The 20330-nt window shown below is 39.6% G+C and carries 14 protein-coding genes and 1 other RNA gene; 13 read left to right on the top strand and 2 right to left on the bottom strand.

Translation table 11 applies throughout. The features are described 5' to 3' along the window. The first annotated feature begins 3 nt into the window (after window positions 1–3). The 10 genes from gpmI (at window position 4) to gdhA (ending at window position 13077) form a co-directional block, all read left to right on the top strand. Window positions 4–1548, top strand: a complete 1545-nt coding sequence (gene gpmI / locus T375_RS01060; protein WP_044933925.1) for a 2,3-bisphosphoglycerate-independent phosphoglycerate mutase — start codon at window positions 4–6, stop codon at window positions 1546–1548. Between the two features lie 70 nt (window positions 1549–1618). After that, complete coding sequence (locus T375_RS01065; protein ID WP_044933927.1) at window positions 1619–2485, top strand: phosphoribosylaminoimidazolesuccinocarboxamide synthase; 867 nt, start codon at window positions 1619–1621, stop codon at window positions 2483–2485. Between the two features lie 37 nt (window positions 2486–2522). Continuing rightward, entirely contained in the window at window positions 2523–3968 is a 1446-nt protein-coding gene (gene purF, locus T375_RS01070; protein ID WP_044933929.1) for an amidophosphoribosyltransferase, read from the top strand. A 46-nt stretch (window positions 3969–4014) separates the two neighbouring features. Beyond that, window positions 4015–5466, top strand: coding sequence for an adenylosuccinate lyase (purB, locus tag T375_RS01075; protein WP_044933931.1), 1452 nt, complete (start codon window positions 4015–4017; stop codon window positions 5464–5466). 130 nt (window positions 5467–5596) lie between these two features. Beyond that, window positions 5597–6598 carry an ABC transporter ATP-binding protein gene (locus T375_RS01080; RefSeq protein ID WP_044933933.1) on the top strand — a complete coding sequence of 334 codons (1002 nt, stop codon included), beginning with the start codon at window positions 5597–5599 and terminating at the stop codon, window positions 6596–6598. Between the two features lies 1 nt (window position 6599). Further along, the gene (locus tag T375_RS01085) at window positions 6600–7466 is read left to right on the top strand and encodes an ABC transporter permease (RefSeq protein ID WP_044933935.1); all 867 of its coding nucleotides are present in this window, start codon (window positions 6600–6602) and stop codon (window positions 7464–7466) included. Continuing rightward, a complete protein-coding gene (locus T375_RS01090; RefSeq protein ID WP_081821924.1) occupies window positions 7466–8932 on the top strand; it encodes a GldG family protein in 1467 nt (488 codons plus the stop codon). Before T375_RS01085 ends, T375_RS01090 begins: the two co-directional genes overlap by 1 nt. Before the next feature lie 13 nt (window positions 8933–8945). After that, window positions 8946–10400 (top strand): DUF4340 domain-containing protein, encoded by a 1455-nt coding sequence (locus T375_RS01095; RefSeq protein WP_044933938.1) that lies wholly within the window; start codon window positions 8946–8948, stop codon window positions 10398–10400. A 92-nt stretch (window positions 10401–10492) separates the two neighbouring features. Beyond that, window positions 10493–11593: an AI-2E family transporter gene (locus T375_RS01100; protein ID WP_197019831.1), complete on the top strand. Its 1101-nt coding sequence runs from the start codon at window positions 10493–10495 to the stop codon at window positions 11591–11593. A gap of 122 nt (window positions 11594–11715) precedes the next feature. Continuing rightward, a complete protein-coding gene (gene gdhA, locus T375_RS01105; protein WP_044933939.1) occupies window positions 11716–13077 on the top strand; it encodes an NADP-specific glutamate dehydrogenase in 1362 nt (453 codons plus the stop codon). Window positions 13078–13132: 55 nt separating this feature from the next. Here gdhA and T375_RS01110 read toward each other — a convergent pair whose 3' ends face one another. Beyond that, a complete protein-coding gene (locus T375_RS01110) occupies window positions 13133–14506 on the bottom strand; it encodes a citrate/2-methylcitrate synthase (protein ID WP_044933941.1) in 1374 nt (457 codons plus the stop codon). Window positions 14507–14820: 314 nt separating this feature from the next. Between T375_RS01110 and pckA the strand changes: the two genes are divergently transcribed. From pckA to T375_RS01130, 3 genes are all read left to right on the top strand, one after another. Then, window positions 14821–16434, top strand: coding sequence for a phosphoenolpyruvate carboxykinase (ATP) (pckA, locus tag T375_RS01115; RefSeq protein ID WP_044933943.1), 1614 nt, complete (start codon window positions 14821–14823; stop codon window positions 16432–16434). 136 nt (window positions 16435–16570) lie between these two features. After that, a non-coding RNA gene (gene ssrS / locus T375_RS13395) (6S RNA) lies at window positions 16571–16753 on the top strand. 766 nt (window positions 16754–17519) lie between these two features. Continuing rightward, window positions 17520–18374, top strand: a complete 855-nt coding sequence (locus T375_RS01130; protein ID WP_044933949.1) for a YihY/virulence factor BrkB family protein — start codon at window positions 17520–17522, stop codon at window positions 18372–18374. 35 nt (window positions 18375–18409) lie between these two features. Here the strand turns inward: T375_RS01130 and T375_RS01135 are convergent, their stop codons facing one another. Continuing rightward, window positions 18410–20218: a methyl-accepting chemotaxis protein gene (locus T375_RS01135; RefSeq protein ID WP_044933950.1), complete on the bottom strand. Its 1809-nt coding sequence runs from the start codon at window positions 20216–20218 to the stop codon at window positions 18410–18412. Window positions 20219–20330 lie beyond the last annotated feature (112 nt).

The following is a 20330-nucleotide window of genomic DNA, read 5'->3' on the forward strand; positions in this document are numbered from 1 at the left end:
ACTATGAGTAAGAAACCTGTAGTACTTATGGTTCTCGACGGATATGGTCTTAATGACAATCCAAAGGGAAATGCCATTGCAATGGCAAAGACACCTGTTATGGACAAACTTATGGCTGAATGTCCATTCGTAGCAGGTCAAGCATCTGGAATGTTTGTTGGACTTCCAGACGGACAGATGGGTAACTCAGAAGTTGGACATATGAACATCGGCGCAGGCCGCATTATTTACCAGGATTTAACACGTATTACAAAAGCTATCAATGATGGCGAGTTCTTCGAGAACAAGGTTTTACTTGAAGCTATCGACAATGCTAAAAAGACTGGCGGAGACATTCACCTTTGGGGTCTTCTTTCAGACGGTGGTGTACATAGCCACATCGAGCACCTTTACGGTATGCTTGAGATGTGCAAGAAGAACGGCCTTACAAATGTATTCGTTCACGCATTCCTTGATGGACGTGATACTCCACCTGCTTCTGGTAAGGATTTCTTAGCAGCACTTCAGTCAAAGATGGACGAAATCGGAGTTGGTAAGATTGCATCACTTTCTGGCCGTTACTACGCAATGGACCGTGATAACAACTGGGATCGTGTTGAGAAGGCTTACAATTCACTTGTTAAGGGTGAAGGAGTTCAGGCCACTTCAGTACCTGATGCTATGCAGGCATCTTACGATGATGGTGTAACTGATGAGTTCGTTCTTCCTACAGTTATCACAGATGCTGATGGAAAGCCTCTTTCAGTTGTTAAGAATGGCGATTCAGTTGTATTCTTTAACTTCCGTCCAGACCGTGCTCGTGAAATTACTAGAGCATTCTGTGATGACAAGTTCACAGGCTTCGATAGAGAGTTCTTAAATCTCTATTATGCTTGCTTCAAGGATTACGATGAGACAATCCCTAACAAGCACATTGCTTTCGAAAAGGAGAGCATTTCAAATACATTCGGTGAGTTCTTAGCTAACAATGGTTTAAAGCAGCTTAGACTTGCTGAGACAGAAAAATACGCACACGTTACATTCTTCTTCAACGGTGGTGTTGAGGAGCCTAACAAGGACGAGGAAAGAATCCTTGTAAACTCTCCAAAGGATGTAGCTACATATGACCTTAAGCCTGAAATGTCGGCACCAGAGGTTGGAGCAAAGCTTGTAGATGCTATTAAGTCTAACAAGTACGATGTTATCGTTATCAACTTTGCTAACCCAGACATGGTTGGTCATACTGGCGTCATAGAGGCAGCTGTTGCAGCTGTAGAGCGTGTTGACTCACTTGTAGGTGAAGCCGTAGAGGCAGTTAAGGAGATGGATGGAGCATTATTCATCTGTGCTGACCACGGTAATGCAGAAAAGATGATTGATTATGAGACAGGAGAGCCACACACAGCTCACACAACAAATCCTGTTCCATTTATCTTAGTTAACTACGATAGTGACTATACACTCCGCGAGGGCGGTGCTCTTTGTGATATCGCTCCTACACTTATCGAGATCATGGGTCTTGAGCAGCCAAAGGAGATGACTGGAAAGTCACTTTTAGTTAGAAAGTAGTCATTAGCCCCCTCAGGGGGGGGCGACATGATTATAAATAAAATAGAATAAAAAGAGAGAGGATTTGATTATGAAACCAATTAAAGAAGGAAAAGTAAGAGAAGTATACGATAATGGCGATAGCATTATTATGGTAGCAACAGATCGTATATCTGCATTCGATGTAATTCTCAAAAACAAAATTGTCAACAAGGGTGCAGTGCTTACACAGATGTCTAAGTTCTGGTTTGAACTTACAAAAGACATTGTTCCAAATCACATGCTTTCAACTGATGTAAAAGACATGCCAGAGTTCTTCCAGAACGATGAGTACAAGGGCAAGTCAATGATGTGCAAGAAGCTTACAATGCTTCCAATCGAGTGCATCGTACGTGGTTACATCACAGGCTCTGGATGGGCCAGCTACAAAGAGAACGGTACTGTTTGTGGCATTAAACTTCCAGAAGGGTTAAAGGAATCAGATAAACTTCCTGAACCTATCTATACTCCTTCTACTAAAGCTGAAATTGGTGATCATGATGAAAATATCTCTTTCGAGCGTTCCATTGAAGTTCTTGAAAAGGAATTCCCTGGTCATGGCTTAGAATACGCAACTGCACTTCGTGATAACACAATCGCTCTTTATAAGAAGTGTGCAGATTATTCACTTACTAAGGGCATTATTATTGCTGATACAAAGTTTGAGTTCGGTCTTGATGAGGATGGTAACATTGTTTTAGCAGATGAGATGCTTACTCCAGATAGCTCACGTTTCTGGCCACTTGAGGGTTATGAAGCAGGACATGGACAGCCATCATTTGATAAGCAGTTCGTACGTGATTGGCTTAAGGCTAATCCAGATTCAGATTACCTTCTTCCACAGGATGTTATCGATAAGACAATCGACAAATATCTTGAAGCTTACAAGCTATTAACTGGCAAAGCACTTGAAGTGTAAAATACCTTATAGCGTAGATTATGTATTAGGAGATTTTATGACAGATTTGAAAGTAAAGGACATGCCATGGGACGATTTGCACGAGGAGTGCGGCGTCTTTGCCATGTACGATTTTGACGGTGGAGATGTTGCCTCCTCGATTTATTATGGCCTTTTTGCCTTACAGCACAGAGGACAGGAGAGTTGTGGTATTGCAGTATCTGACACTAATGGTCCAAAACGCAATTTTGCCCTTCACAAAGATATGGGATTAGTAAATGAAGTATTCAATCAGGAAATACTTGAGGGCATGCACGGAGATATTGGTGTAGGACATACTCGTTATTCTACAGCAGGCTCTTCTACAAGAGAGAACGCACAACCACTTGTTTTATCTTATATAAAGGGTATTCTTGGAATGGCCCACAATGGTAACCTAATCAATGCAGAGGAGCTTAGAGATGAGCTTTCTATGACAGGTGCCATTTTCCAAACAACAATCGATTCAGAAACAATCGCATATCTTATTGCAAGAGAGCGTTTAAAAAGTGCAACAGTTGAGGAAGCAGTTGCGAGAGCTTGTGACAAAATCAAAGGAGCATATTCACTTGTTGTTATGTCACCTAGAAAGCTTATTGCTGCCCGTGATCCTCAGGGATTCAGACCACTTTGCATTGGAAAACGTGATAATGCATATGTAATTGCATCAGAGACATGTGCTCTTGATACAATCGGTGCTGAATACATCAGAGATGTAGAGCCAGGAGAAATCGTAACTATTTCACCTGAGTTTGGTATCAAATCTGATAAGAGCAGATGTATCGATAAGAGCAAGCATGGTAGATGCATTTTCGAATATATCTATTTTGCCAGACCAGATAGTATTATTGATGGGCAGTCTGTATATGATGCTCGTATCAGAGCTGGTCGATTCTTGGCACAGGATTCACCAGTTGAAGCTGACCTTGTAGTTGGTGTTCCAGAATCTGGAAATGCAGCGGCACAGGGATATTCATTAGAATCAGGTATTCCATACGGAACAGCATTTATCAAGAACAGCTATGTAGGACGTACTTTCATCAAGCCTAAGCAGGCAAGCAGACAGTCCTCGGTACAGGTAAAACTAAATGCACTTAAAGAAGTAGTTAAGGGTAAACGAATTATCATGATTGATGATTCAATTGTACGAGGTACTACATCAGATCGTATTGTAAAGATGCTTCGTGATGCTGGGGCTACAGAAGTACATGTTCGTATTTCGTCGCCACCATTTTTGTGGCCTTGCTACTTTGGTACTGATGTGCCATGTCGCGAGCAGCTTATTGCCTACAATCATTCAGTAGATGAAATAAAGGATATCATCGGAGCCGATTCACTTGCTTACCTTGATTTCAATCGTCTTCCACAGATGGTAGACGGCTTGGAAATTTGCCATGGTTGCTTCGATGGTACCTACCCTATGGAGCCACCAACTGAAGATATTCGTGGGGATTATGAAAAGTAACTTCCCGATTGATATTCGGATAGATTACACGATATAAGGAGAGAATATGAGTACAGATAGATATACAAGCCCACTTTCTGAGCGATATGCAAGCAAGGAGATGCAGTACATCTTTTCACAGGATAAGAAGTTTTCAACCTGGAGAAGACTTTGGATTGCCCTTGCAGAAACTGAGATGGAGTTAGGTCTTTCACAGGATGGAAAGCCAGTTATCACTCAGGATATGATTGATGAGATGAAGCAGCACATTGAGGATATCAACTATGATGTTGCAAAGGCTCGTGAGAAAGAAGTTAGACATGATGTAATGAGTCATGTATATGCATACGGACAGCAGTGTCCAAAGGCGGCAGGTATTATTCACCTTGGCGCTACAAGCTGCTATGTTGGTGACAACACAGATATCATTATTATGAGAGATGCTTTACAGCTTATTCGTACAAAGCTTGTGAATGTTATTGCTGAGCTTGCAGCATTCGCTGACAAGTATAAGGCACAGCCTACACTTGCATTTACACATTTTCAGCCTGCACAGCCAACAACAGTTGGTAAGCGTGCAACACTTTGGCTTAATGAGTTTGTAATGGATCTTGAGGATCTTGATTATGTACTTTCTACTCTTAAGCTTCTTGGCTCAAAGGGTACAACTGGTACACAGGCTAGTTTCCTTGAGCTTTTCAACGGAGACAACGAGACAATCGACAAGATTGATCCAATGATAGCTGAGAAGATGGGATTCAAGGCATGCTATCCAGTTTCAGGTCAGACATATTCTAGAAAGGTAGATACTAGAGTTTGCAATATCTTAGCAGGTATAGCAGCTTCTGCTCACAAGATGTCAAACGATATTCGTTTGCTTCAGCATCTTAAGGAAGTAGAGGAGCCATTTGAGAAGAGTCAGATTGGTTCTTCAGCTATGGCTTACAAGCGCAACCCAATGCGTTCAGAGCGTATTGCATCACTTTCTCGTTATGTTATGATTGATGCACTTAACCCAGCGATTACATCAGCTACTCAGTGGTTTGAGCGTACACTTGATGATTCAGCAAACAAGCGTCTGTCAATTGCTGAGGGCTTCCTTGCAACAGATGGTGTTCTTGATCTTTGCTTGAACGTAGTAGATGGTCTTGTTGTATATGACAAGGTTATTACAAAGCGCCTTATGTCTGAGCTTCCATTCATGGCTACAGAAAACATAATGATGGATGCGGTTAAGCTTGGTGGAAATAGACAGGAGCTTCACGAGAAGATTCGTACACTTTCTATGGAGGCAGGCAAGAACGTTAAGGTAGAGGGTAAGGACAATAACCTTCTTGAACTAATTGCTGCTGACGATGAATTCCCAATGGGACTTGAGGAGCTTGAGGCTACTATGGAGCCTGCAAGATACGTAGGACGTAGCCCACGTCAGGTTGAGGTTTACCTTCGTGATGTTATCAATCCTATTCTTGAGGCTAACAAAGAAGTACTTGGTGTAAAAGCTGAGATTAACGTATAAACGATATGATTATTAGAGCTCACAGAAATGTGGGCTCTTTTTTTTCACTTACATTTCACATAGATGTCAGATAGACGTAATATTCATGTTCTACAGTACTATAGACTAAAAATAAAGGAGAATATGCGAAATGATAACTGTAGAACATCTATCGAAACGCTATGGTGATGTACTTGCCGTAGATGATTTGTCATTTACCATCGAAGATGGTCATATTTATGGTTTCCTTGGACCAAACGGTGCAGGTAAATCTACTACACTAAATATTATAACTGGCTGTCTCGCTGCAACCAGTGGTGATATAAAAATTGACGGACATGATATTTATGAGGAGGAGAAGGAGGCAAAAAAGCTTATCGGCTATCTTCCTGAAATTCCACCTCTTTATGTAGAACAGACTCCAAGAGAATATCTAAAGTTTGTAGCAGAGGCAAAGGGGATTACTAAGGCAGATTTGGAGTCAGAAATAGACAGAGTAATACAAGAAACTCATATCGAAGAGATGCAAAACAGACTTATAAAGCATCTATCTAAAGGATATAGACAAAGAGTCGGTATAGCCCAGGCACTCCTTGGAAATCCTTCTGTAATTATTCTAGATGAGCCAACTGTTGGCCTTGATCCAATGCAGATTATTGAGATAAGGGACCTTATATCAGAGCTGGGAAAGAAGCATACAGTTATTCTAAGTTCGCATATTCTTTCTGAGATACAGGCAATATGTGAGAAGGTACTTATTATCTACAAGGGAAAGCTTGTTGTATTTGACGACATAGCAAATCTCGGTAAGTCATTATCATCAGAAAACGAGATTGAGATTATGACAGAAGCTACAGAAGAAAAGGTATCAGAGGTGATTAATCACATTGATGCTATCTCTAGCTTTGAGTATGTTGAGGATTTTGAAAAGTATCATTGTTACAAACTTTCTACAGCAATGGAGAATCCATACGAGGTATGTGAGCTTGTATTTAGAGCTTTTGTTGCCAATTCAGTTCCTCTTGTAAAGCTTAATCCAGTTCAGACATCACTTGAGGACATCTTTATTGAACTGACTTCTTCTGAACAGGAGAGTGAGTTAGAAGAGATGGATTCGGAATACGAAGAATATGAAGAAGAGGAGGAAGAGTAAGATGGTGGCAGTATTAAAGCACGAATTGTCATTGTATTATCACAGCCTTACAGGCTATGTTTTTGGCGCCTTCCTACTTGCCTTTACAGGAATAGGAGCCCTTATATACAACATCAATGCATCGGTAGCAAATTTTGAGTATGTATTAAGTTTTATTCAAATTGTATTTATCATCATTGTTCCAATACTTACTATGAGGATAATAGCAGATGAGAAGAAGCAGAAAACAGACCAGCTTCTATATTCATTGCCTATTAGCACAACAGAAATTGTGGCAGGTAAGTTTATGGCACTTCTTGTAGTTTTTGTAGTGCCTATGATTTTTATCTGCGCCTATCCATTAATTTTTTCTATGTATGGAGAGGTATATTTGCCAACAAGCTACGGCACAATATTTGCTTTTATATTCTTAGGCCTTGCCCTTATCAGCATAGGAATGTTTATATCGTCTTTGACAGAGTCCCAGGGAATGGCTGCAGGTATCTGTGTTGTTGTTATGCTCTTTAATTATTACTGCACAACACTTGCTGATGCAGTATCATCATCTGCTGTTGGTTCCGTATTTACGATAGTAGTAATAATGATAATCCTCGGACTAATAATCAGATATATGACAAAGTCCGATGTGATGGGATATGGTTTCTCATTTATAACATGCTTAGTTGCAATCATTCTTTTCTTTGCAAAGCCAGAGTTACTTGAGGACCTGCTTCCTAAGGTAATGAATCAAATCTCATTATTTGAAAGATTTACTATGTTTTACAATGGCGTGTTCGATTTGACTGCAATAGTTTATTACATAAGTATCATAGCCTTCTTCTTGTTCTTATGTGTGCAATCATTAGAGAAGAGGAGGTATAACGGATAATGAAGATTAAGAAACCTGATTTTAAAAAGTTTATAGATAAAAATAAACAGCAATTAAATACTAAGTCTGCCAAAATCGGTGGTTACAGTTTTGTTATTTCCGTTATAGTTCTTGCTATTGTAATTGCTATAAATGTGTTTATGTCATTACTACCAGCCACAGTTACTCAGTTTGATATATCAGCCGCACAGCTATATTCCCTTACATCTTCAAGTAAGGCGGTAGTTGGTAATTTGGAGGACGACGTTACTATCTACTGGATATGTCAGTCTGGCCAGGAGTCGACAGTTATAGAAAAGCTTTTGGATGTTTATGATTCCCTTTCAGATAAGCTGACAGTAGAAAAGAAAGACCCAGATACTTATCCAACATTTGCGTCTAACTATACATCAGAAACTGTTACAAATAACTCTTTGATTGTAGTTTCAGGAGATAAGAGTAGATATATAAGCTATGAATCAATGTATGAGGTAGACAGTAGCTCTTACTACACAACAGGTTCTGTTTCACAGTCATTTGACGGTGAAAGCTTGATTACAACAGCAATTGATTATGTTGTATCTGATGAGCTTCCACAGGTATATGTCCTTACAGGACACGGCGAGGCCGATATGTCTACAACAATGGAATCTGCTCTTGAAAGTGGCAATATGGAGACAACAGAGTTCTCATTACTTAATGAGGATGAAATACCAGAGGATGCTGATGTAATCTTAATCAACTCCCCTTCAAGCGATTTATCTGAAGAAGAGGTAACAATCCTTGAGGAATATATTGATAATGGTGGTCATATTGTAGTGCTTTCTGGTACACAGCAGGAGAGTGAGCTTACAAACTTTGAGACCTTGTTAGCTTATGTAGGTGTATCTATGACAGATGGTATTGTCATCGATACAAACAGAGATAACTATGCATTTGATTATCCATATTTCCTTCTTCCAACAATTGAGTCTTCTGATATTACAGATGCGCTCATAGAGGAGAACAGCAATGTTATTATGCCAATTGCAGCAGGATTAACTATTGAGAACACAGCAGGTGCATATACAGTAACATCACTTCTTGATACATCTTCTTCAGCTTATTCAAAGGCTGCAGGTTACGACATCAGCACATATGAGAAGGAAGATGGAGATGTTGATGGACCATTCTCACTTGCAATTGCAGCAGAAAACAGCAATGATGGTTCACTTGTATGGATTGCTTCTGACTACTTGTTAGAGGACCAGTACAACTCTTATTCATCAGGTGCAAATGAGGACTTCTTCATGAACGCTATGTCATGGAAGATGACTGATACAGAATCACTTTCTATCAGATCAAAGTCACTTGATTACAACTATTTGACAATCAGTGCTTCAGCAGCAACACTTCTTAAGGTAATTATGATTGGTGTATTACCAGTAGGATATTTACTTTATGGAATTGATGAAGTTGTAAGACGAAGAAAGGTTAGCCTGGAATAGGGAGGATTATCAAATGAAAAGAGGAAAAACACTGCTGATTCTATGCGCCATTCTTGTTATTGCAATTGTGGCCATCATAGTTGAAAAGGCAGTAAAGCAACATATCGACACCGTAAATACGATTGATGAAGAAGTATTTACAATTAATGAGGATGATCTGACACAGGTAGCGATAGAGTACAACGATGACAGTGTGACACTTGTTCAAAATGATTCTCAGTGGCAGATTTCAGATGATACAGATTTTCCTGTAGACCAGGATTACGTAGCTGATATGCTTTCTTATTTTGAATCGGTACATGCAAGCTTTATTATTGATGATGTAGAGAATTACGCTCAGTATGGACTTGATAGTCCTGAGGCTACTATCACATTTACTACAGCAGATGGAGATAGCGTTATCACATTCGGTGATTTCTCTACAATCGATGAAAAGAGATATATCTGCGTTGATAAAAAGAGCGTATATCTGATAGATGATGATATCCTTCAATATGTATCTGCTAGTCAGGACGATTTCCTTGATAGAGATGAAATCAACGACTACTCACAGATAACATCAGTTGTTGTATCAGGTGATGGTGAAGCAAATGTTGTATATGACCCTGATGGCGATTACACATATACAGATGATTATGATTTCTATTATGTTGATGGAAAGACCTATAGTCCTGTATCAGAGTCAAAGGTGACATCATTTGTAGAGAAGCTTTCATCTATGGATTTAACAGAGTATGAAACTTACAAGGCAACTGAGGATGACTTGGCAGAATATGGACTTGATAATCCAACACTTACAGTAACAATCACTGGTGAGATTCCTGCAGATGATTCTGAGGAAGATTCTGATGATGCAGCAGTAGAGTCACAGACTCAGACAATTTATTTTGCAAAGGCAGATGATGCTGATACAGCATATCTTTACTTTGATGGTTCAACTATCGTATATGCCATAACAGCTGACGATTATGATGATATAGCAGATGTTAGCTATTCAACACTTCGTCCATCAGAAGTTGTTTCTATCGATTGGACAAATGTAGCACAGCTCTCAGTAGATATTGATGATGAAGCCTACATTGTAAATGTTGAGTATGACGAGGACGATGGAAATACTTATACAGTTGATGATGAGACAGTAGATTTTGTTACAGCAACATCTCTTATCGATAGTTTATCTTTGACAGAAGTTGGAGATGATTACAGTAAGGGAACAGAAGAGTTGGCATTTGCTATCACTCTTAACGATGAAGATGCTACTGTGGTCAATGTGGTTCTTTATCAGTATGATGGTGATTCATGTGTGGTTGCTGTGGATGGCAAGACTGTTGGTCTTTGCAGCAGGACATCAATGTCTTCACTTCGTGAGGAAATCACAAGCTCTATTTTAAATAAGGGCAAGGAAGTGGAAGAGACAGAAGAGGATTCTACAACAGATGATGAATTAACAACAGATTATAATTATTAAAATTATGTAAAGAAAATGGTTTTCAGATGATTCTGGAAACCATTTTTTGTATACTGATTTTAAAAGTTATAGTTTACATAAGGAGGAAGTATATGCTGAAAAAGTTCTGGTCATCACTGGATAAGAAGTATGCAAAGATATGCTTATATGCAAGTGTAACTGTTATAGTAACACTGATTGTGGTATGTCTTTTGTACTGGACAACAGGCTTTTGGTCTAGGTTATGGACCATATTTACGGCAGTGTTAAAGCCTTTGGTTGTGGGTGGAATAATAAGCTTTCTGCTTTCACCAATTGTGGATAGAATCGAAGGATTATTTAGCAGAAGAAAAAGCCACAAGTGGGATAGACCGCTGGCTATTCTACTAAGCTTTATCATTGTACTTGCTGTTATTGCGTTTATTTTGGTGATTCTTATTCTTACCATTTACAAGAACATTTCAGCTATTAACTTTGAATCTCTCTTATCAATAGCAGATTTAGTTCAGAGTGATGTACAAAGCTTGATATCAACCATAGAGGAGCAGCTTAAAAATATAGGCATTTCTATGAATCAGCTTGGTGGATATGTGACAGGCTTTTTAAGTGGCGTGAAAAATGTAATTACAACCTTGTTCTTTGGTTGCATTTTCTCTGTTTATTTCATGATTGATGGGGCGAGAATCAATAGATACTGGAAGAGAGCATTTAGAATTATCACAAGCAAAAAAGAAGAAGAGCGCTTCGAAAGATTTTGGAGTGATGCAGATAGAATCTTTTCAGGATATCTTAGAGGCCAGTTTATTGATGCATTGTTGGTTTCAGTAATCACTGGAGTTGTATTTTTAATCCTTGGTATTCCAGACGCATTATTAATAGCGATACTGGTGGGCATTGGAAATCTTATTCCTTATGTGGGACCAATTGTGGGGTATGCATCTCTTTTATTGATATGCGTGCCACAACAGGCATTTACAGAGCTAATTTCGGGAATAATAGCACTTGTTGTAATTATGATTATAGATGGCAATGTGATTAATCCTCGCCTGCTTAGCTCCAATATTAAAATCCATCCGCTGCTTGTGGTTGCCGCATTAATAGGTGGAAGTGCTTTGGGAGGATTTGTTGGAATGCTTGTTGCAGTACCAGTTGCAGCACTTTTAAAACTAGAATTTGACCGGTTTTTAGCTGACAAAGAAAAAGACTCCATTTAAGTAGAAATTTATAAAAACTTTATTGCATTAAAGTGCTGAATGCAGTAAAATCTTTTCTAGATTGTGTCGGGTGGCAAGAGTCGGCATTTTCTGAACGACATATTCTGAAAGGAGATTTTGTAATGAATTTTAAGAGTAGTTATTTACAGCGTGTCTATGACGGACTTGAGTCTAGAAACGCAGAGCAGAAGGAATTCCTTCAGGCAGTTAGCGAGGTTTTAGAGTCTTTAGAGCCAGTTGTAGCTGCAAATCCAAAGCTTGAGGAGCTTGGCGTTATTGAGCGTATCGTTGAGCCAGAGCGTATTATCCAGTTCAGAGTATCTTGGGTTGATGATCAGGGCAAGGTTCAGGTAAACCGTGGATACAGAGTTCAGTTTAATTCAGCCATCGGACCATACAAGGGAGGTCTTAGACTTCACCCTTCAGTAAACTTATCAGTTATTAAGTTCTTAGGCTTCGAGCAGATTTTCAAGAACTCACTTACAACACTTCCAATCGGTGGTGGTAAAGGTGGTTCTGACTTCGATCCTAAGGGCAAGTCAGATATGGAAATCATGAGATTCTGTCAGTCATTCATGACAGAGCTTGCAAAGCACATCGGTGCTGATACAGACGTTCCAGCTGGTGATATCGGTGTAGGTGCTCGTGAAATCGGTTATATGTATGGTCAGTACAAGAGACTTCGTAACGAGTTCACAGGTGTTCTTACAGGTAAGGGCCTTTCTTACGGCGGTTCACTTGCTCGTACACAGGCAACAGGTTACGGTGTATGCTACTTCACACAGGAGATGCTTAAGTCTACAAAGGGTGAGTCATTCGAGGGCAAGACAGTAGCTGTTTCAGGTGCTGGTAACGTTGCTATCTACGCTATCGAAAAGGCATATCAGCTTGGCGCTAAGCCAGTTACATGTTCAGATTCTACAGGTTGGATTTATGATCCAGAGGGAATCGACCTTGACCTTCTTAAGGAAATCAAGGAAGTTAAGAGAGCACGTCTTTCTGAGTACGCTGCAGCTAGACCATCAGCTGAGTACCACGAGAAGAAGAACGGCGAGCACGGTGTATGGCAGTACAAGGTAGACATCGCTCTTCCATGTGCTACACAGAACGAGCTTAACGAAGAAGATGCAAAGATGCTTATCGCTAACGGCGTTACAGCAGTTTCAGAAGGTGCTAACATGCCTTCAACTCCAGAAGCTGTTGCAGCATTCCAGGCAGCTGGTGTTCTCTTTGGACCAGCTAAGGCTGCAAACGCAGGTGGTGTTGCTACATCAGCTCTTGAGATGTCACAGAACTCTGAGAGACTTCACTGGACATTCGAAGAAGTTGATTCTAAGCTTAAGGGAATCATGGAAGGAATCTTCCACGCATGTGATGATGCTTCTAAGAAGTACGGCATGGAAGGCAACTTCGTTGCTGGCGCAAACATCGCAGGCTTCGAAAAGGTTGCAGATGCTATGATGGCACAGGGTATCGCCTACTAAAATATAACTTAAATCAAAACTAAAATGGCTAGCCTCGTAAGAGGCTAGCCATTTTTTAATCTACTTTGCGATCTTCGATTGGAATGTATTTTTTGTGTGGGCATACTGTCATGTATGCAGGACGCATGATTTTGCCCTTGTGGCAAACTTCTTCCATGCGGTGAGCACTCCAACCAGCGATACGAGCAATGGCGAAAATAGGAGTGAAGAGCTCTCCTGGAATGCCAAGCATCTGATAAACGAAGCCTGAGTAGAAATCCACGTTTGGTGAAACACCTTTGTAAATCTTGCGCTCCTCGGCGATTATCTTTGGAGCAAGACGAGCGACTGTTTCGTAGAGGTTGTATTCCTTTTCCATGCCTTTTTCAACGGCAAGCTTTTCTACGAAAGAGTGGAAGGTGATGGCACGAGGATCAGATACTGAGTAAATAGCATGACCCATACCATAGATAAGACCGGCGTTGTCAAAGGCTTCACCGTGAAGTAAGGCACGCAAGTATGTGCTAACTTCTTCTTCGTCTTCCCAATTATTAAGATGAGCTTTCATATCTTCAAACATGCGGACAACTTTGATGTTGGCACCACCATGCTTTGGTCCCTTAAGAGAACCTAATGCAGCTGCAATAGCAGCGTATGTGTCTGTACCAGATGATGATACCAAGTGAGTGGTGAATGTAGAGTTGTTACCACCACCGTGCTCCATATGAAGAATAAGAGCAACATCAAGAAGTTTTGCCTCAAGTGGAGTGAACTTGCTATCAGGTCTCAGACAATGAAGAATATTCTCTGCAGTAGAGTATTCTGGCTTTGGCTGATGAATGATTAATGATGCGTCGTTGTAGTAATAGTCGTAGGCAGCATAGCTGTATACTGATAACAATGGGAAGCTGGCAATTAACTGCAAACATTGTCTAAGAACGTTTGGTTCAGATGTATCGTCTGCCTTCTCATCATTTGAATATAAAGCAAGTACTGATCTTGCAAGTGAGTTCATCATATCTTTAGATGGGCTCTTCATAATCATATCTCTAACGAAGTTTGGTGGAAGAGAGCGATAGCTTGCAAGAAGAGCTTTGAATTCTTCTAATTGTTCTTTGGTTGGGAGAGTGCCAAACAATAATAGGTATGTGCACTCTTCGAATCCGAAGTGCTGCTCTAATGGAAGATTTTTAACTAAATCTTGAACATTGTAGCCTCTATAAAAAAGCTGACCATCACAAGGAACTTCTTTTCCGTCTACAAATTTCTTTGAGTTAACCTCAGATATTTCTGTAATACCTACAAGTACACCTTTACCATTAAGATCACGAAGACCTCTTTTGACATCGTAGGTCGTATATAAATCAGGATCTATATATGAGGATTTTTTCGAAAGCTCCGCAAGCTTTTCAAGCTCTGGAGTAATCTCGCTGAAATTATCAATTGCCATAAACATTTTCCTCCTTGTTTTTATCGGGTTCAGTTTCACACTTTAGTTTACTAAACTGTCTTTTATAACTCAAGGTTTATTGTGACATTTTTTTCAACAAGATTTCAAGAAAATATGGGCATATTTAAGAAAAAATTAATACATGGCAATCTGCTAAAAAATATCTCAGAAAATTGTATAGATTTGAAAACAATTTTTGCTCAAAAAGATTGACTTTATTTTAACGAAAATTTAAAATGATAATCAGCGAAAATTAGTTTTTATCCCAATAAAGGGAGGCTAATTAAATAAATTAGAAAAGTGAGGTAAGACAGATGGCTAATGTTGATTTGACAAAGTATGGTATCACAGGGGCAACAGAAGTTGTTTATAACCCTTCATACGAGCAGTTGTTTGAAGACGAGACAAAATCAGATCTTACAGGCTATGAAGTAGGTAAGGTTACAGAGCTTGGCGCTGTAAATGTTATGACAGGTATTTATACAGGTCGTTCACCTAAAGACAAATTTATCGTAATGGATGAGACATCAAAGGATACAGTATGGTGGACAACTCCAGAATATCCTAACGACAACCACCCAGCTTCAGAGGAAGCATGGAAGGCATGTAAGGAACTTGCAGTTAAGGAACTTTCTAATAAGAAACTCTACGTTGTAGATGGTTTCTGCGGAGCTAACAAGGACACACGTCTTGCAGTTAGATTTATTATGGAAGTTGCTTGGCAGGCACACTTTGTAAAGAACATGTTCATCCGTCCTACAGAGGAAGAGCTTGCAAACTTTGAGCCAGATTTCATCGTTTACAATGCATCAAAGGCTAAGGTTGAGAACTTCAAGGAGCTTGGACTTAACTCTGAGACAGCAGTTCTTTTCAACGTAACAAGCAAAGAGCAGGTTATTCTTAATACATGGTATGGTGGAGAGATGAAGAAGGGTCTCTTCTCTATGCAGAACTACTTCCTTCCACTTAAGGGCATGGCTTCAATGCACTGCTCAGCTAACACAGATATGGATGGAAAGCACACAGCTATTTTCTTTGGTCTTTCTGGTACAGGTAAGACTACACTTTCTACAGATCCAAAGCGTCTCCTTATTGGTGATGATGAGCACGGTTGGGATGACAACGGTGTATTCAACCTTGAGGGTGGATGCTATGCAAAGGTTATCGGACTTGACAAAGAGTCTGAGCCAGATATCTACAACGCAATCAAGAGAAATGCTCTTCTTGAGAACGTTACAGTTGCTGATGATGGCAAGATTGATTTTGATGACAAGAGCGTTACAGAGAACACTCGTGTATCTTACCCAATCGAGTTCATCGACAAGATTGCACAGAAGGTAAACAAGGTTTCTTCTGGTCCAGATGCTGACAATGTTATCTTCCTTTCAGCAGATGCATTCGGAGTACTTCCTCCAGTATCTATTCTTACACCAGAGCAGACTAAGTATTACTTCCTTTCAGGATTTACAGCTAAGCTTGCTGGTACAGAGCGTGGTATCACAGAGCCAACACCTACATTCTCAGCTTGCTTCGGACAGGCATTCCTTGAGTTACATCCTACAAAGTACGCTGAGGAGCTTGTTAAGAAGATGGAGAAGTCTGGTGCAAAGGCTTACCTTGTTAATACAGGTTGGAACGGAACAGGCAAGAGAATCTCTATCAAAGATACAAGAGGTATCATCGATGCAATCCTTTCTGGCGATGTTCTTAAGGCACCTACAAAGAAGATTCCATTCTTTGATTTCGAGGTACCAACAGAGCTTCCAGGAGTTGATTCAGCAATCCTTGATCCTAGAGATACATATGCAAATGCTTCTGAGTGGGAAGAGAAGGCTAAGGACTTAGCTGCACGTTTCCAGAAGAACTTCAAGAAGTATGAGACAAACGAAGCTGGTAAGGCACTTGTTTCTGCAGGTCCACAGTTATAGAATATAATCTATATTTAACAAACAAAGGTCCAGAGTTAAAAAACACTCTGGACCTGTTTTTGTGAAAAATCAGTTCTTTATTTTATCACAAATCTGTTGTAATATAATTGCAGGTAGTAAATATACCGACTTTATTTCTAACCTGGGATGTACGATTTAACTTATCCTTTTTGAACCTACATTTACTTTAAACGGAATGCCTATATTTCTAATTGGCTGTCAGGCCTTCATTGCGCAGAGGAAGACAAAAGATTAGTTGCGGCGACCCACCTAGCTAGAGCTAGGAGTCAATTGATAGGCCCGGCACTCTGGGTTAGATTGTTTAGAATTTAAAACACCTTGTGTATCACAAGGTGTTTTTTATTTTGTATTTAAGCTACTCCCTGTCATCAATGAGATTGAATGCAGCTCCCTGACCCCTCGCAGCCGTAGCCCCCTGGCTCCCCCTGGGACATCGCATGAATATTATGTTTTTCTAAGGCGCAAGATTCGCATACTATAATCGCAGGTGTCTTTTGCAGGTCTGTACATTTTCTGAATCTGTATTTCTATGGACGGACACACAATTCTTGGTTAAGATATGGATTTTCCAAAACTATGGATACCTTTGGGCGATTTTGGAATGAGTTTAGTAGAACAGAAAGAGATATTTGATATGGATAAGCAGCTGCCGCTAGGACGGCGGCAGCAGTGGTCACTTGAAACAGGACGTTGAATGTGCCACGGTGATTATCCATACAAATATCTCTTTTTAAGTTCTACTTAGCGAATGTAATATGAGCCCAAGGTACCATAGCTTTGGAAATCCATATTATTATTTTTTTTAGTGTCCGTCCTAGCTTATACAGATTCAGAAAAAATTCATCCCGCAACAAGACACCTGCAGTATGCTCACCTTTTGCGCCAAGAAAAACTATAATATTCGCGAAATCGTCCCAGGGGGGGAGCCAGGGGGCCACGGCCTGCGAGGGGGTCAGGGAGCTGGAGTCATTGTGTGGAAATGACAGGGAGTAGTTTAAATACATATTAAACTCTTTTAAAAGGAGCGCGGGTTTGGTAAAATTTGGGATTAAGAGGAGATTTTTATGTGGACATTTTTAGGTTATGGAAAAACATATTTAGATAAATGCGGAAGGGATAATATCGGTGCCTATGCGGCGCAGACGGCGTATTTTATGATTATGTCGGCTATTCCTTTTATGATGCTTTTGGTATGGATTGCAGGTTATGTGCCTTCGATAAATGAGTACATGAATGAGCTTATTTTTGATGTGCTTCCAGAAACATTTCTGCCATATATGGAAAGGGTTATCAGGCTTGTTACACAGGCGTCAGTTGGTGCTATTTCTATTTCTGCGGTGATGGCAATCTGGTCATCAGGAAAAGCCTTTCAGAATCTTATGGTAGGCCTTAATCAGGTGAACAAAATAGAAGAGACTAGAAATTGGTTCGGAAGAAGATTAAGAGCTATTTTTTATACTCTTGTTTTGTTGTTTGTTATTGTTGTAATCATGCTTATGCTTGTATTTACACAAAAGCTTCAGTACTATGCTAAAAACTATTATGGTTTCCTTGCATATGTAGTTGGTATTCGTCCGTTATTCAGAGGGATATTTGTATTTATCTTTTTGGTTATCGTATTTACGTTTTTATTTACTGTGTTACCAAATAAAAACCTTACTTTCTTTAGTCAGCTGCCAGGAGGTATCATTTGTGCCGCTAGTTGGTATGTATTCAGTATGTTGCTTGCTATATGGGTTAAGATATTTAATAACTTCTCTATGTATGGCGCCTTTGCAACTATGATGATGTTTATGTTTTGGCTGTATTTTTGTATGTATTTCATGCTGATGGCGGCGGAAGCAAATGTATTTTTTAAAGAAGCATTTGGACTGGCGTGGGATAATTTTAAAAGAAAAATAAAAGAAGGATCTTTATAAAAGAAGGACAGTGATTAATCACTGTCCCTTTCTTTTTATTCGTCCATTTGGAATTGATTTACAATGTTTGTTAAAGCGTCGATAGCCTGCTTTGTGTCGCCGACCTTGTCGTTTACATCCACTGTACCATTTACAATATTAGTTGTTTTCTCTGCAATATCGTATACGCCGTTTGCAGATTCGTTTACAGTAGCATTGATGTGCTCGATTGTTTCTGATATGTGAGCAATAGAACCTGTAAGCTGTTCAACGCCTTCACTGATTGAGCTCATGCTAGAGTGGAATACTTCTGCGTCAGCGTAGTACTGTTCGGATACCTTACTGAATCCTTCGTAATCAACCAATACGTTTTCCTCAAGGAAAGTGGTGGTTTCTTCGAGGCAGTTTGACATGTCTGCTACAGCATTATTTACAGCAGATACAATGTTATCGATGTTTGACACAGCATCGCTGGTTTGATTTGCAAGATTTCCGATTTCTGTAGCTACAACAGAGAAACCGCGTCCTGCATCACCGGCACGGGCAGCTTCAATGGAAGCGTTAAGTGCTAGAAGAGAAGTCTGAGACGAAATCTGCATGATTGTGCTTGTAAGCTCGTTTATCTTTTCTACAGCCTTTGCATTTTCCATAGCTGTGTTAGTTTGCTGTCTAACATTGTTGTAAGTTTCTTTTGTCTTGTTTGAAGCTTGAATTGTGGAAGCTTGTAACTGCTGGGCTCTAGACATAATATCCTGAGAAAGGTTAGCGCCGTACTGAGCCATAGAATCAATGCTTGCAGCTTCATCTTTAATAGTAATTACATTCTGATTAATTTCATCTGTAGCAGCAGAAGTTTCTTCCATAGATGCTGCGATTTCCTGTGTAGTAGCAGAGTTGTCGGAGCACATTGTGTTAACATTATTGGCTGTTGATGTGAGTCCGTCTACATTATCGTTGATGCGACTTTCTGTATCAGTGATGTTTACAACCATATCTCTAAGGGAATTGCGCATAAGGCTAACTGAACGGGTGATTTCACCTATTTCGTCCTTTCGTTTCATAAGCACATCGGCATTACCTGTCTTTCTGAAATCAAGATGGGCTGTATGGTCGATAATGTCAGTAATAGTTGCAAGTGGGCTAAGCATTGTTCTAATAAGGATAAAGAACAATACTGCAGACGCAATAATTACAATAATAAGTAGTAATGACATAGCAGAAATAAGCTTGTTAACTGGAGCCATAATTAAATCATAGTCACCAGTTACAACAACAATATTTCCTGCGGCAGTAAAAGCGTAGCCTGCATAATGTTTAGTTCCTTCATAATTATATTTGAGAGAACCACTTCCAATTTCTTCTGTTGTCTCACCGGCCTGAATTCGCGCTACTAAATCATCGATTGCTGTGTTATCTACTGGATTACCAATCTTATCTAAGGTTGGGTGGTATAGCATTAAGCCTTCATTGGATACATAGTAAGCATAGGAACCATCTACGCCGGTGATGGTGACTGTACCTAATGCCACATCAAGAGTATCGAACATAGATTGCTTCTTTTCAGTAGGGTAAGATTTTAGCTGAGAAATAAGATATTTTTCAACTACGATACCATTTAAATCGCTATAACCTTCAATAGTAGTGTTGTGAGCTGTAGTTTCCATTGTAGTGTTAATTGCAATGGCTGCCACCTCTGCAAGGTTTTGTGTGTAGTTATCGTAGGTATTTGTTAGAGTAGACCTTGAGTTGTTAAGAGTGAGGATTCCAATCACGCTCAAAATAACCGTAAGAGCAGTGATAATAGTTAGAACCATTTTAAAAACCATTGAATGAACAAAGGAAAACCTTTTTGTTGACTTTTTCATTTTACATTCCTCCTAAAAACAGTAAACAATTCGGAATTATAGCACAAAACAAAATAGAAATAAATTATATTGTGCAAAACATAACGCTTTTTGTAATAGAATTTTTTTATAA

The organism is Pseudobutyrivibrio sp. LB2011 (assembly GCF_000701765.1).
In the GTDB taxonomy this organism is placed as follows: Bacteria; Bacillota; Clostridia; order Lachnospirales; family Lachnospiraceae; genus Pseudobutyrivibrio; species Pseudobutyrivibrio ruminis.